A 12,271-nucleotide genomic window follows, 5' to 3' on the forward strand; every position below is an offset into this window, starting at 1 on the left:
ACTAAATATTGTAGAGCCTCTTTTTTTTAACTCGTAGAACCAAAAAAGAGCCGCCATCTCTAGCGTTGACGAATCCACTGTGGTTCATCGAAGCTAAAGAGAGCGGTGCTTTTTATTTTATTAGTTTTTGCTTCTTCAAGAAGGCGTCAAATCCTTGGTCAGGGCGATTGCGGTAAAACCCAGCAAATTTTTCTGACCATGGTTTGGTCTCGCGAGCTTCTCCAAAATCAGTCATTGTTTGATCGTAGGCTTCGATCGACTCATAAGAATAGTCCTGATAGTGGTTGTAATGAATGACCGCTTCTTCTGGCAAGCGAGGCTTGACCTTCATTTCTACGATTGGTTTACCGATGCTCAAGCCAGCCACAGGGTAGACATATTCCGGTAAGTGCAACAATTCAGCGATTTTGGCGCTGTCTTTGCGGACGCTGCCGGAAATGACGGTACCTAAGCCCAGCGATTCAGCAGCGATCGCACCAGATTGTAAAGCAATGCTGGCATCAGTGGTGGCGATCAATAATGGCTGATAGCCCTCATCGATTGGATAGGGGGTCTGTTTTTTCTCAGCAACTTTTTTGGTTCGGTTTAAATCTGCGAGAAACAGCAGAAAGAGCGAACTTGCTGCGATATGAGGATTGCCGGGATTCCATTCGACCATTTGTTGGCGGATCTGCGGGTCGTCGATCACCAGGATCGAATAGGCTTGCCCATTCATCCAGCTTGGTGCTTGACGAGCGGCAGTCAAAATCGCGGTTACTTGTTCTTGGCTCAAGCGGTAGTCAGGGTCAAATTGTCGGTAAGTGCGATGATTGTGCAAAAGCTCAATGGTTTCGTTCATAGGTTTGCTCCTTTAACTGTTGGGTGATTTTTGTGAATCGTTCTTGAAATCGTGGTAAATCATCTTTGGCTAAGCGGGTATAGTTCAAACGCAAGCCATTCGTATCGTTACTGAAAAGAAACGCAGGTGCTACTAAGCAATCGTTCGCCAAAAAGAGCGACCAATCTTTGCGAGTCAATGTGCGGTGACGCCAAGTCAACCACAGGTAAAGACCGCCTTTCGTCGGCTGCCATTGCCAGTCCTCCTGAAATGCCTGCAAGAGTTGGAGTAGGTCTTGCTGGCGCTGGGCCATTTCTGTAAGCAGTGTCCGCTGCTGCTGGTGGTAATCAGAGGAGCGTAAGGCGATGTTGGCAAGGACTTGCGGGAAGATCGTGGTATCGATCGCCATCCGTTTTTTCGCTTGGGCAAATTGGTCGGCTAACGCTTCTGGCACCAAAAGCCAGCCGATTTTGATTGATGATCCAAGTAATTTTGAAAGCGAGCCTAAATAAATGACGGTTTCGGGAGCCATGGATTTTAGCTTGGGCGGTACTTCATCAAAAGCCAACTCGCTAAAAACATCGTCTTCTATGATCGGTACTTGGTAGGTCTGGCAAAGGCGGATGATCGCTTGGCGCCGATGCTCGCTCATGGTGCGGCCAGTTGGGTTTTGGAAGGTGGGATTCAGATAGACGAATTTGATCTTCTTTTCCTTCAACACTTTTTCCAATGCCGCAGGCCGCATCCCTTCACTATCCTGCTTGATCCCAATCAGCTGGACATTCATCGTGGAAAACAAGGGGAGAGAGAACAAGAAAGAAGGGTCCTCTGTCGCAATACAATCCCCCGCATGCAATAAGACTTGCATCAGCAAGGTGATTCCTTGCGTCGAACCGGCAGTAATTACTAGTTTTTGACCGCTGATGGGCAAATTGAAGGAATCAGCAAGGTGCTGCAATAAGATTTCTTGCAAAGGCTCATAACCAGTCGGTAATACTTTGGTGCTTTCTTTGCGGATCTCTTCCCATGTAAAGGCGGGAAACGTGAAGTCGGGAATCAGATCGGCAGGTAGATCACCTGTGTACAGATCCAGCACATCCTTCTCGGTGCGCAAGTGCTGAATTTGTTGAACGTAAGGGTCTTGCTGCAAGTAAGGGCTGCTTAAAGACGAGCGCAAATAAGAAAGCGGTGTTTGTCGGTTCCCCCAACGACCTTCCAATACGCGAGAGCCGCTGCCTTGTTTTCGTTCGATCCATCCTAAGCTCTTCAATTCATCTAACGCTTTGACGACGGTGGAACGGTTGACGTCAAAAGTCTGAGCAAGGCTGCGCTCTGGTGGTAAACGATCCCCAGGCCCATAGGTTCCCGCTTGGATCTCTTCGATAAAATGGGTCACGATCTGCTGGTAAATCGGTTGTTTCTTTTGTTTGTCGATACTTGATGAAGCCATCCTGCACCACCTTTTTCAATTGGATGGTTTAAAAATAAGCCAAATGGCTCTTTTCGTCAAGGGGAAGATTGACTATACTTAGCAAAAAGCACAAGGAGATGAGGAAGATGGAAAAAGTAATATCAATTGCCGGGTCTGATTCAACCGGAGGTGCCGGTATCGAAGCAGATTTAAAAACGTTTCAGGAGTATGGTGTCTTTGGTTTTGCCACGATTGCTTCGATCGTCACGATGGATCCACAAGCGGGTTGGAGCCATGAAGTAACGGCAATGGAAACAGCGCTTGTTGAAAAGCAATTGATCTCCGCCTTTGCAGGTGATCCGATGGATGCCCTTAAAACGGGGATGTTAGGCAATGAAGACAATATTGTGCAAGCAGCGAAGATGATTCAACAACAGCAAGTTAAAAATGTGGTGATCGATCCCGTCATTGCTTGCAAAGGGACTGCAGAAATCTTACAGCCAAAAAGTGTCGATGCCATCATCACGCATTTGTTGCCTTTAGCAGATGTTGTCACCCCTAATTTAGTAGAAGCGGGGATTCTTTCAGGTTTGGGTGATTTGACGAGTGTGGAAGCCATGAAGCAAGCTGCTGAAAAAATCCATCAATTAGGTGCTAAATACGTCGTGATCAAAGGCGGTCATCGCTTGCCAGGAGCAAAAGCCATCGACCTTGTTTATGATGGAGAATCCTTCCTCCTGTTGGAAAGTGACAAAATCGCTACCGATTTTAATCACGGAGCAGGCTGCACCTTTTCAGCAGCGATCGCTGCTGGTCTTGCAAAAGGCAAACCCGTCGTGGAAAGTATTCGCTTAGCAAAAGCCTTTGTCACAGCAGCAATCAAAGAAGGCGTGGTCATCAATCCTTATGTGGGTCATGTGTGGCACGGTGCCTATACCCACGCCCAAGACCGTATGAAGGAAGAAGCGCCGCAATAGCAGGTTTTCTTCTATACAAATAGGAATTGAAGAAGCACTTAAAAGAAGCGGGCAACGCTTCTTTTTTTGTGTTTCGAAATCAAAAGAAAATTTTCTGAAAGAAATGCAAAAGAATCCCGGTTTTTCCATAAAAAAAGCTTGCAATCAATGTTTATCCGTAATATAATCATAAAGGTGCTGTTTACGTAAATACGTAAGTCACACTGGCAGCAAAGAAATTTTCTGCCGGCTACGAAACGAGAGGTTGCGACACGCCCGGACGCTTTGCCATGGACGAGCGTGACGGAAAATTTTCGTGGAGCTATGTCTACTTTTCAAAATAGGCGAAGGAGGGAAAACAATGGCAAAACAAAAAATTCGTATCCGTTTAAAAGCGTATGAACATCGTATTTTAGATCAATCAGCGGATAAAATCGTAGAAACTGCAAAGAGAACTGGAGCTGGCGTATCTGGTCCAATTCCATTACCAACTGAACGCAGCTTGTACACGATCATCCGTGCGACGCACAAATACAAAGATTCACGCGAACAATTCGAAATGCGTACACACAAACGTCTAATCGACATTGTGAATCCAACACCAAAAACTGTTGATGCTTTAATGAAGCTAGACTTGCCAAGCGGTGTTAATATCGAAATCAAACTATAATAATTAAGATGGAGGTGTAATCATGACCAAAGGAATCTTAGGGAAAAAAGTGGGAATGACTCAAATCTTCACTGAATCTGGCGAATTGATTCCAGTAACTGTAGTAGAAGCTACACCAAACGTAGTGCTACAAGTGAAAACAATCGAAAATGACGGCTACGAAGCAATTCAAGTCGGCTACCAAGATATGCGTGAAGTTTTGTCTAACAAACCTGCGAAAGGTCATGTTGCAAAAGCAAACACGGCTCCTAAGCGCTTCATTCGCGAATTCAAGAATGTAGAGCTAGAGGGCTTAGAAGTAGGATCAGAAATCAAAGTTGATATTTTTGAAGCAGGAGACATCATCGATGTAACCGGCACTTCGAAAGGTAAAGGATTCCAAGGCGTTATCAAACGTCACGGACAAAGCCGCGGACCAATGGCTCACGGTTCTCGTTATCACCGTCGTCCTGGATCAATGGGTCCAGTTGCACCTAACCGTGTATTTAAAAACAAACGTCTTGCTGGACGTATGGGCGGAAATCGCATCACGATCCAAAACTTGGAAATCGTACGCGTAGACGCAGAACGCAACGTTATCTTGATCAAAGGTAATGTACCTGGCGCGAAAAAATCATTGATTACAATCAAATCAGCTGTGAAAGCTAAATAAGTAGATAGGAAGAAAGGAGGAACTAAGGAATGCCGAATGTAGCATTATTCAAACAAGATGGAAGCCAAAATGGCGAAATTACATTGAACGAAGAAATCTTCGGAATCGAACCAAATGAATCAGTTGTCTATGATGCAATCATCATGCAACGCGCTTCATTAAGACAAGGAACACACGCTGTGAAAAACCGCAGTGCCGTTCGTGGCGGTGGCCGTAAACCATGGCGCCAAAAAGGAACTGGACGTGCCCGTCAAGGTTCAATCCGTTCACCACAATGGCGTGGAGGTGGCGTAGTCTTCGGACCAACACCACGTTCATACAGCTACAAACTTCCTAAAAAAGTTCGTCGCTTAGCAATGAAATCTGTATTGTCAGAAAAAGTTGCTTCAAATAACTTGGTAGCAGTAGAAGGATTAAGCTTTGATGCTCCAAAAACAAAAGAATTCAAACAAGTTTTAGCTAACTTGACAATTGACTCTAAAGTATTGGTAGTTTTAGAATCTGAAAACGACTTTGCCGCTTTATCTGCGCGCAACTTGCCAAAAGTTTCTGTAGTTACTGCTGATAACATTAGTGTGCTAGACATCGTTTCTAACGACAAAATGTTAGTGACACAAACTGCTCTTACTCAGATCGAGGAGGTGCTTGCATAATGAACTTACTAGACGTTATTAAACGCCCAGTGATCACTGAAAAATCAATGCTTGCCATGGATGACAAGAAATACACTTTTGAAGTGGACACAAAAGCTAACAAAACTTTAGTAAAACAAGCTGTAGAAGCTGCCTTTGACGGAGTGAAAGTGGCAAACGTGAACATCATCAACGTTCGTCCTAAATTCAAACGCATGGGTAAATATGCAGGATATACAAAAAAACGTCGCAAAGCTGTTGTGACTTTAACTGAAGATTCTAAAGAAATCCAAATTTTCGAAGCTGCTGAATAAGCAACTCACGCATAAATTTTACATGGGAGGGAAAAAGACGTGGCGATTAAAAAGTACAAACCTACCACGAACGGCCGTCGTAATATGACAAGTTCTGATTTCGCTGAAATCACAACTTCAACACCAGAAAAAACATTGTTAGCTCCTTTGAAAAACAATGCTGGTCGTAACAACAACGGACGTATCACGGTTCGTCATCAAGGTGGCGGTCACAAACGTCAATACCGTTTGATCGATTTCAAACGTAACAAAGACAACGTCGTTGCTACGGTTAAAACGATTGAATATGATCCAAACCGTTCTGCTAACATTGCGTTAGTACATTACGAGGATGGAGTAAAAGCATACATCTTAGCACCTAAAGGATTAGAAGTTGGCATGACTGTCGTTTCTGGTCCAGATGCAGATATTAAAGTAGGGAATGCATTACCACTAGAAAACATTCCAGTCGGTACTGTTATCCACAACATCGAAATGAAACCTGGTAAAGGTGGACAATTGATTCGTTCAGCTGGAACAAGTGCTCAAGTACTTGGTAAAGAAGGCAAATACGTATTGATCCGCTTGAACTCTGGTGAAGTACGGATGATCTTAGCATCATGTCGTGCAACAATCGGTTCTGTTGGTAATGAACAACACGAATTGATCAACATCGGTAAAGCCGGTCGTTCTCGTTGGATGCGCAAACGCCCAACTGTACGTGGTAGCGTAATGAACCCTAATGATCACCCACACGGTGGTGGTGAAGGTAAAGCACCAATCGGACGTAAAGCACCAGTTTCTCCTTGGGGACAACCAGCACTTGGCTACAAAACACGTAACAAAAAAGCAAAATCAGACAAACTTATCGTTCGTCGTCGTAAAACTAAGTAATATACTTGACCGTGTGTCGCACATTTTGAGAGGAGGTACACCATGGGTCGTAGTTTGAAAAAAGGACCTTTTGTCGATGACCATTTGATGAAAAAGGTCGAAGCACAAGAAGGCGCTGAAAAGAAAAAAGTGATCAAAACTTGGTCACGTCGTTCTACAATTTTCCCTAATTTTATCGGATTTACAATTGCTGTGTATGATGGACGGAAACATGTACCAGTTTACATCCAAGAAGACATGGTAGGACACAAATTAGGTGAATTTGCACCAACAAGAACTTATCGCGGACATGCTGCCGATGATAAGAAAACAAGACGCTAATTTTGAGGGGAGGATATCCAAAAATGGCAGAACAAATCACATCAGCGAAAGCAACTGCTAAAACAGTCCGCGTTTCTCCTCGTAAATCTCGTCTAGTTATTGACTTAATCAGAGGGAAAAGCGTTGCTGAAGCAATCGCGATCTTAAAGTTCACACCAAATAAAGCAGCTGGAATCATCGAGAAAGTCTTGATGTCAGCTATTGCCAATGCAGAAAATAATTTTGACTTAGATGTTGAAAACTTGATTGTTTCTGAAGCATTCGTAAACGAAGGACCAACGATGAAACGTTTCCGTCCACGTGCGAAAGGTTCAGCTTCACCGATCAACAAACGTACAAGTCATATTACTGTAGTCGTATCAGAAAAATAAGGAGGGACAATCAGTGGGTCAAAAAGTACATCCAATTGGAATGCGTGTAGGCATCATCCGTGACTGGGATGCTAAATGGTATGCTGAAAAAGAGTATGCTGAATTTCTACATGAAGATTTGAAAATCCGTAAATTTATCGCATCTAAACTTGCTGATGCCGCTGTGTCTACAGTTGAGATCGAGCGTGCAGCAAACCGCGTGAATATTTCAATCCACACAGCTAAACCAGGTATGGTTATCGGTAAAGGCGGATCTGAAGTCGAAAACCTAAGAAAAGAATTAAATAGCCTAACTGGCAAACGAGTTCACATCAACATCGTTGAAATCAAAAAACCAGATTTAGATGCTAAATTAGTAGGCGAAGGAATCGCACGTCAATTAGAAAACCGTGTTGCTTTCCGTCGTGCTCAAAAACAAGCGATCCAACGCACAATGCGTTCTGGCGCTAAAGGAATCAAAACACAAGTTTCTGGCCGTCTAAATGGTGCGGATATCGCTCGTTCAGAAGGTTACTCAGAAGGAACAGTTCCACTTCATACATTACGTGCGGACATTGATTACGCATGGGAAGAAGCAGATACAACATACGGAAAACTAGGAGTTAAAGTGTGGATTTATCGTGGAGAAGTTCTTCCAACTAAAAAGAACACTGAGAAAGGAGGGAAATAAACATGTTAGTACCTAAACGTGTAAAACACCGTCGTGAGTTCCGCGGAAAAATGCGTGGCGAAGCGAAAGGCGGAAAAGAAGTAGCATTCGGTGAATACGGCTTACAAGCTGTTGAATCACACTGGATCACAAACCGTCAAATCGAAGCTGCCCGTATCGCAATGACTCGTTATATGAAACGTGGCGGGAAAGTATGGATCAAAATTTTCCCTCACAAATCTTATACTGCCAAAGCTATCGGGGTACGTATGGGTTCTGGTAAAGGGGCTCCTGAAGGATGGGTATCACCAGTTAAACGTGGTAAAATCATGTTTGAAATTGCCGGTGTACCTGAAGAAGTTGCGCGCGAAGCGCTACGTCTTGCTTCTCACAAATTACCAGTGAAAACGAAGATCGTAAAACGTGAGGAAATGGGTGGTGAATCGAATGAAGGTTAAAGAAATCAGAGAATTAACCACTGCCGAAATGCTAGATCAAGAAAAACAATTGAAAGAAGAATTGTTCAATCTTAGATTCCAATTAGCAACAGGTCAATTAGAAAACACTGCACGTATCAAAGAAGTACGTAAATCGATTGCACGCATTAAAACAGTATTGCGTGAACAAGTTAAGTAATAGTGGAAGGAGGCCATTTAGCGTATGACTGAAGAAAGAAATCAACGCAAAGTTTACCAAGGTCGCGTGGTATCAGACAAAATGGATAAAACTATCTCTGTTGTCGTTGAAACAAAGAAAAACCACCCTATCTACGGCAAACGTCTGAACTATTCTAAGAAATACAAAGCACACGATGAAAACAACGAAGCAAAAGTTGGCGATATCGTGAAAATTATGGAAACTCGTCCATTATCAGCTACGAAACGTTTCCGTCTAGTAGAGATTGTTGAAAAGGCAGTGATTATCTAATCACACGAGATTTTCCTATATAGATTGTGAATTGCAAAATCTGAAAGGAGGATACACATCGTGATCCAAGCAGAAAGCCGATTAAGAGTGGCGGACAACTCAGGTGCCCGTGAAATTCTAACGATCAAAGTCCTTGGCGGATCTGGTCGTAAAACTGCCAATATTGGTGACGTGATTGTTGCTACGGTTAAACAAGCAACGCCAGGTGGGGTTGTCAAAAAAGGTGACGTCGTTAAAGCCGTTATCGTTCGTACTAAATCAGGAGCTCGTCGTACAGACGGTTCATACATCAAATTCGATGAAAATGCTGCGGTTATTATCCGTGACGATAAGAGCCCTCGTGGAACTCGTATCTTTGGCCCAGTTGCCCGCGAATTGCGTGAAGGCAACTTTATGAAGATCGTTTCCCTAGCACCAGAAGTATTGTAATAGTGATTCTTATCTAAAGGAGGTGCGAAACAAACATGTTTGTTAAAAAAGGCGATAAAGTTAAAGTTATCACTGGTAAAGACAAAAACAAAGAAGGCGTTGTGCTAGCAGCGTTTCCTAAAAATGACAAAGTCGTTGTTGAAGGTGTCAATGTTGTCAAAAAACACCAAAAACCTTCTCAAACTGCTCCTCAAGGCGGAATCGTTGAAATGGAAGCACCAATTCATGTTTCTAACGTGATGGTGGTTGATCCATCGAACGGTGAAGCTACGCGTGTCGGTTACAAAGAAGTTGACGGCAAAAAAGTCCGCGTTTCTAAGAAAACCGGAGAAGTTCTTGATAAATAATCTGATGAAGGAAGGAGGGGCTAACAGATGAACCGCCTTAAAGAAAAATATTCAAAAGAAGTTGTCCCATCATTAATGGACAAATTTAACTACAGCTCAATCATGGAAGCACCAAAAGTTGATAAAATCGTTATCAACATGGGTGTCGGTGACGCTGTTTCTAATGCTAAAAACTTAGACAAAGCTGTTGAAGAATTACAATTGATCTCAGGTCAAAAACCATTGATCACAAAAGCGAAAAAATCTATCGCAGGATTCCGTTTACGTGAAGGAATGCCAATCGGTGCGAAAGTAACTCTACGCGGCGAAAGAATGTATGAATTCTTAGATAAACTAGTAAGTGTGTCATTGCCACGTGTCCGTGACTTCCACGGTGTGAGCAAAAAAGCGTTCGACGGACGCGGAAACTACACTTTAGGTATCAAAGAACAATTGATTTTCCCTGAAGTAGATTATGATTTGATCGACAAAGTACGTGGTATGGATATCGTGATTGTAACAACAGCAAACACAGATGAAGAATCTCGTGAATTGTTGACACAATTAGGCATGCCATTCCAAAAATAAAAAAAGGAGGCGAACTACGTGGCTAAAAAATCAATGATTGCTAAAAACAAACGCCCTGCTAAATTCTCAACGCAAGAATATACTCGTTGTGAACGTTGCGGACGTCCACATTCAGTTTATCGTAAATTTCATCTTTGCCGTATTTGCTTCCGCGAACTTGCCTATAAAGGACAAATTCCCGGCGTGAAGAAAGCTAGCTGGTAAACTATACTCGCATAAAGGAGGTAAATTATCCCATGGTCATGACAGATCCAATTGCAGATTTTCTAACGCGCGTGCGTAACGCAAACATGGTTAAACACGAAAGCCTAGAAGTACCTGCTTCAAAAATCAAACGTGATATCGCTGAAATCTTGAAACGTGAAGGTTTCGTCCGCGATGTTGAATACATTGAAGATGACAAACAAGGCGTGATCCGCGTATTTCTTAAATACGGTAAAAACGGTGAACGTGTTATCACAAACTTAAAACGTATCTCTAAACCAGGCTTGCGTGCTTATGTCAAAGCTGACGAAGTACCAAAAGTATTGAATGGTCTAGGAATCGCGATTATCTCAACTTCTGACGGTGTAATCACTGACAAAGAAGCTAGAGCAAAAAATGTTGGCGGCGAAGTAGTCGCTTATGTATGGTAATTTAAAATATTCCACAAGGAGGTGCCTCTAAGTGAGTCGTATCGGTAATAAGATCGTCGTTCTTCCTGCTGGTGTTGAAATCAAGCAAAACGGAAACGACATTACAGTTAAAGGACCTAAAGGTGAATTAACACGTACTTTCTCTTCTGATATCACAATGAATATCGAAGGAAACGAAGTAACATTCACTCGTCCAAATGATAGTAAAGAAATGAAAACTATCCACGGAACTACCCGTGCAAACTTCAACAACATGGTTGTTGGTGTTTCTGAAGGTTTCCAAAAAGCGTTAGAATTAATCGGGGTTGGGTACCGTGCTCAATTACAAGGAAAAAAACTTGTATTGAACGTTGGTTACTCTCATCCAGTTGAAATCGAAGCGCCAGCTGGAATCGAAATCGAAGTTCCTTCAAACACTTCTGTGATCGTTAAAGGATCAGATAAAGAAGTCGTTGGCGAATTGGCTGCCAATATCCGTGGCGTTCGTCCTCCAGAACCTTACAAAGGCAAAGGAATTCGTTATGTTGGCGAATTTGTACGCCGTAAAGAAGGTAAAACTGGTAAATAGTCGTAATTCTTTACGACTAGCAGCTTAGGCTAGCAAAATTAAAAGAGGTGACAAATTGTGATTACAAAACCAGATAAAAACAAGACACGTCAGAAAAGACATCGTCGTGTACGTAACAAAATCTCTGGTACTGCTGAGTGCCCACGCTTAAACGTGTTCCGTTCGAACAAAAACATCTACGCACAAGTAATTGATGACGTAGCGGGTGTGACGCTAGCAAGTGCCTCTGCCTTAGACAAAGAAGTTTCAGGTGCAACAAAAACTGAACAAGCACAAGCTGTCGGTAAATTAGTCGCAGAACGTGCAGCAGCAAAAGGTATTAAAGTAGTAGTCTTTGACCGTGGTGGATACCTTTACCATGGCCGTGTAGCAGCTTTAGCTGAAGCAGCTCGCGAAAATGGACTGGAATTTTAAGAGAAGGAGGAACACCATTCATGGTTTATATTGATCCAAAACATTTGGAATTAGAAGACCGCGTTGTTGCGATCAACCGTGTAACTAAAGTTGTTAAAGGTGGACGTCGTCTACGTTTTGCTGCATTAGTTGTTGTCGGTGACAAAAACGGACACGTAGGTTTCGGTACTGGTAAAGCGCAAGAAGTACCAGAAGCAATCCGTAAAGCAATCGAAGACGCGAAGAAAAACTTGGTGGAAGTACCAATGGTTGGTTCTACAATCCCTCACGAAGTTATCGGTGTATTCGGCGGCGGACGCATCCTTATGAAACCTGCTGTAGAAGGTTCTGGGGTAGCTGCTGGTGGACCAGTTCGTGCCGTATTGGAATTAGCTGGGGTAGCTGATATCACATCTAAATCTTTAGGTTCTAACACACCAATCAACGTTGTTCGCGCAACAGTTGAAGGTTTAAAACAATTAAAACGCGCTGAAGAAGTGGCAGCACTTCGCGGCAAATCAGTAGAAGAATTAATCGGTTAAGGAGGACACTATAATGGCTGAATTGAAAATTACTTTAAAACGCAGTATTATCGGACGTCCCCAAAACCAACGTGATACTGTAAAAGCGTTAGGTCTTACAAAGTTGAATTCAACAGTTGTAAAACCTGCTAATGATGCAATCAAAGGCATGGTTAACACTGTTTCTCACTTAGTGGACGTTGAAGAGGTCTAAGGAT

Annotated in this window: 23 protein-coding genes; 21 read left to right on the plus strand and 2 right to left on the minus strand. The window is 42.9% G+C overall.

The genetic code is table 11. The features are described 5' to 3' along the window. Positions 1-112: 112 nt before the first annotated feature. Entirely contained in the window at positions 113-838 is a 726-nt protein-coding gene (locus IGI92_RS01250) for a nitroreductase family protein (protein WP_315039649.1), read from the minus strand. Then, positions 822-2,267, minus strand: a complete 1,446-nt coding sequence (locus IGI92_RS01255; RefSeq protein WP_315039650.1) for a PLP-dependent aminotransferase family protein — start codon at positions 2,265-2,267, stop codon at positions 822-824. Before IGI92_RS01255 ends, IGI92_RS01250 begins: the two co-directional genes overlap by 17 nt. A gap of 107 nt (positions 2,268-2,374) precedes the next feature. Between IGI92_RS01255 and thiD the strand changes: the two genes are divergently transcribed. The 21 genes from thiD to rpmD all read left to right on the plus strand — a co-directional run bounded on the left by thiD (position 2,375) and on the right by rpmD (position 12,267). Next, positions 2,375-3,205: a bifunctional hydroxymethylpyrimidine kinase/phosphomethylpyrimidine kinase gene (gene thiD / locus IGI92_RS01260; RefSeq protein ID WP_128432534.1), complete on the plus strand. Its 831-nt coding sequence runs from the start codon at positions 2,375-2,377 to the stop codon at positions 3,203-3,205. A 340-nt stretch (positions 3,206-3,545) separates the two neighbouring features. Further along, positions 3,546-3,854: a 30S ribosomal protein S10 gene (gene rpsJ, locus IGI92_RS01265; RefSeq protein ID WP_003127966.1), complete on the plus strand. Its 309-nt coding sequence runs from the start codon at positions 3,546-3,548 to the stop codon at positions 3,852-3,854. A 22-nt stretch (positions 3,855-3,876) separates the two neighbouring features. Continuing rightward, positions 3,877-4,506: a 50S ribosomal protein L3 gene (rplC, locus tag IGI92_RS01270; protein ID WP_003127967.1), complete on the plus strand. Its 630-nt coding sequence runs from the start codon at positions 3,877-3,879 to the stop codon at positions 4,504-4,506. Positions 4,507-4,535: 29 nt separating this feature from the next. Beyond that, positions 4,536-5,159: a 50S ribosomal protein L4 gene (gene rplD, locus IGI92_RS01275; RefSeq protein ID WP_005226910.1), complete on the plus strand. Its 624-nt coding sequence runs from the start codon at positions 4,536-4,538 to the stop codon at positions 5,157-5,159. Then, positions 5,159-5,452 (plus strand): 50S ribosomal protein L23, encoded by a 294-nt coding sequence (locus IGI92_RS01280; RefSeq protein ID WP_005226911.1) that lies wholly within the window; start codon positions 5,159-5,161, stop codon positions 5,450-5,452. The genes rplD and IGI92_RS01280 overlap by 1 nt, the downstream gene beginning before the upstream one ends. A gap of 39 nt (positions 5,453-5,491) precedes the next feature. Next, positions 5,492-6,325: a 50S ribosomal protein L2 gene (gene rplB, locus IGI92_RS01285; RefSeq protein ID WP_005226912.1), complete on the plus strand. Its 834-nt coding sequence runs from the start codon at positions 5,492-5,494 to the stop codon at positions 6,323-6,325. A gap of 42 nt (positions 6,326-6,367) precedes the next feature. After that, the gene (gene rpsS, locus IGI92_RS01290; protein WP_005226914.1) at positions 6,368-6,646 is read left to right on the plus strand and encodes a 30S ribosomal protein S19; all 279 of its coding nucleotides are present in this window, start codon (positions 6,368-6,370) and stop codon (positions 6,644-6,646) included. Between the two features lie 23 nt (positions 6,647-6,669). Beyond that, positions 6,670-7,017 (plus strand): 50S ribosomal protein L22, encoded by a 348-nt coding sequence (rplV, locus tag IGI92_RS01295; protein WP_003127973.1) that lies wholly within the window; start codon positions 6,670-6,672, stop codon positions 7,015-7,017. A gap of 13 nt (positions 7,018-7,030) precedes the next feature. Beyond that, positions 7,031-7,687 carry a 30S ribosomal protein S3 gene (rpsC, locus tag IGI92_RS01300; RefSeq protein ID WP_005226916.1) on the plus strand — a complete coding sequence of 219 codons (657 nt, stop codon included), beginning with the start codon at positions 7,031-7,033 and terminating at the stop codon, positions 7,685-7,687. A gap of 2 nt (positions 7,688-7,689) precedes the next feature. Further along, a complete protein-coding gene (gene rplP / locus IGI92_RS01305; RefSeq protein WP_005226918.1) occupies positions 7,690-8,124 on the plus strand; it encodes a 50S ribosomal protein L16 in 435 nt (144 codons plus the stop codon). Continuing rightward, the gene (gene rpmC, locus IGI92_RS01310; protein WP_005232529.1) at positions 8,114-8,302 is read left to right on the plus strand and encodes a 50S ribosomal protein L29; all 189 of its coding nucleotides are present in this window, start codon (positions 8,114-8,116) and stop codon (positions 8,300-8,302) included. Before rplP ends, rpmC begins: the two co-directional genes overlap by 11 nt. Before the next feature lie 24 nt (positions 8,303-8,326). Then, positions 8,327-8,593 carry a 30S ribosomal protein S17 gene (rpsQ, locus tag IGI92_RS01315; RefSeq protein ID WP_005232528.1) on the plus strand — a complete coding sequence of 89 codons (267 nt, stop codon included), beginning with the start codon at positions 8,327-8,329 and terminating at the stop codon, positions 8,591-8,593. 60 nt (positions 8,594-8,653) lie between these two features. Further along, entirely contained in the window at positions 8,654-9,022 is a 369-nt protein-coding gene (rplN, locus tag IGI92_RS01320) for a 50S ribosomal protein L14 (RefSeq protein ID WP_003128006.1), read from the plus strand. A 35-nt stretch (positions 9,023-9,057) separates the two neighbouring features. Continuing rightward, complete coding sequence (gene rplX / locus IGI92_RS01325) at positions 9,058-9,369, plus strand: 50S ribosomal protein L24 (RefSeq protein WP_005232526.1); 312 nt, start codon at positions 9,058-9,060, stop codon at positions 9,367-9,369. 27 nt (positions 9,370-9,396) lie between these two features. Continuing rightward, on the plus strand, positions 9,397-9,936 hold the full coding sequence (rplE, locus tag IGI92_RS01330) for a 50S ribosomal protein L5 (RefSeq protein ID WP_005227088.1): 540 nt from the start codon (positions 9,397-9,399) through the stop codon (positions 9,934-9,936). A gap of 18 nt (positions 9,937-9,954) precedes the next feature. Beyond that, entirely contained in the window at positions 9,955-10,140 is a 186-nt protein-coding gene (locus IGI92_RS01335; protein WP_003128010.1) for a type Z 30S ribosomal protein S14, read from the plus strand. A gap of 32 nt (positions 10,141-10,172) precedes the next feature. Further along, a complete protein-coding gene (gene rpsH, locus IGI92_RS01340; protein WP_005227093.1) occupies positions 10,173-10,571 on the plus strand; it encodes a 30S ribosomal protein S8 in 399 nt (132 codons plus the stop codon). 31 nt (positions 10,572-10,602) lie between these two features. Further along, positions 10,603-11,139, plus strand: coding sequence for a 50S ribosomal protein L6 (gene rplF / locus IGI92_RS01345; RefSeq protein WP_005227095.1), 537 nt, complete (start codon positions 10,603-10,605; stop codon positions 11,137-11,139). 57 nt (positions 11,140-11,196) lie between these two features. Beyond that, entirely contained in the window at positions 11,197-11,553 is a 357-nt protein-coding gene (gene rplR / locus IGI92_RS01350) for a 50S ribosomal protein L18 (protein WP_005227097.1), read from the plus strand. A gap of 20 nt (positions 11,554-11,573) precedes the next feature. Next, entirely contained in the window at positions 11,574-12,074 is a 501-nt protein-coding gene (gene rpsE / locus IGI92_RS01355) for a 30S ribosomal protein S5 (RefSeq protein ID WP_003128014.1), read from the plus strand. Positions 12,075-12,087: 13 nt separating this feature from the next. Next, a complete protein-coding gene (gene rpmD, locus IGI92_RS01360; protein ID WP_003128015.1) occupies positions 12,088-12,267 on the plus strand; it encodes a 50S ribosomal protein L30 in 180 nt (59 codons plus the stop codon). Positions 12,268-12,271 lie beyond the last annotated feature (4 nt).

This window comes from Enterococcus sp. DIV2379 (assembly GCF_050542965.1).
GTDB classification, from domain to species: domain Bacteria; phylum Bacillota; class Bacilli; order Lactobacillales; family Enterococcaceae; genus Enterococcus_D; species Enterococcus_D entomosocium.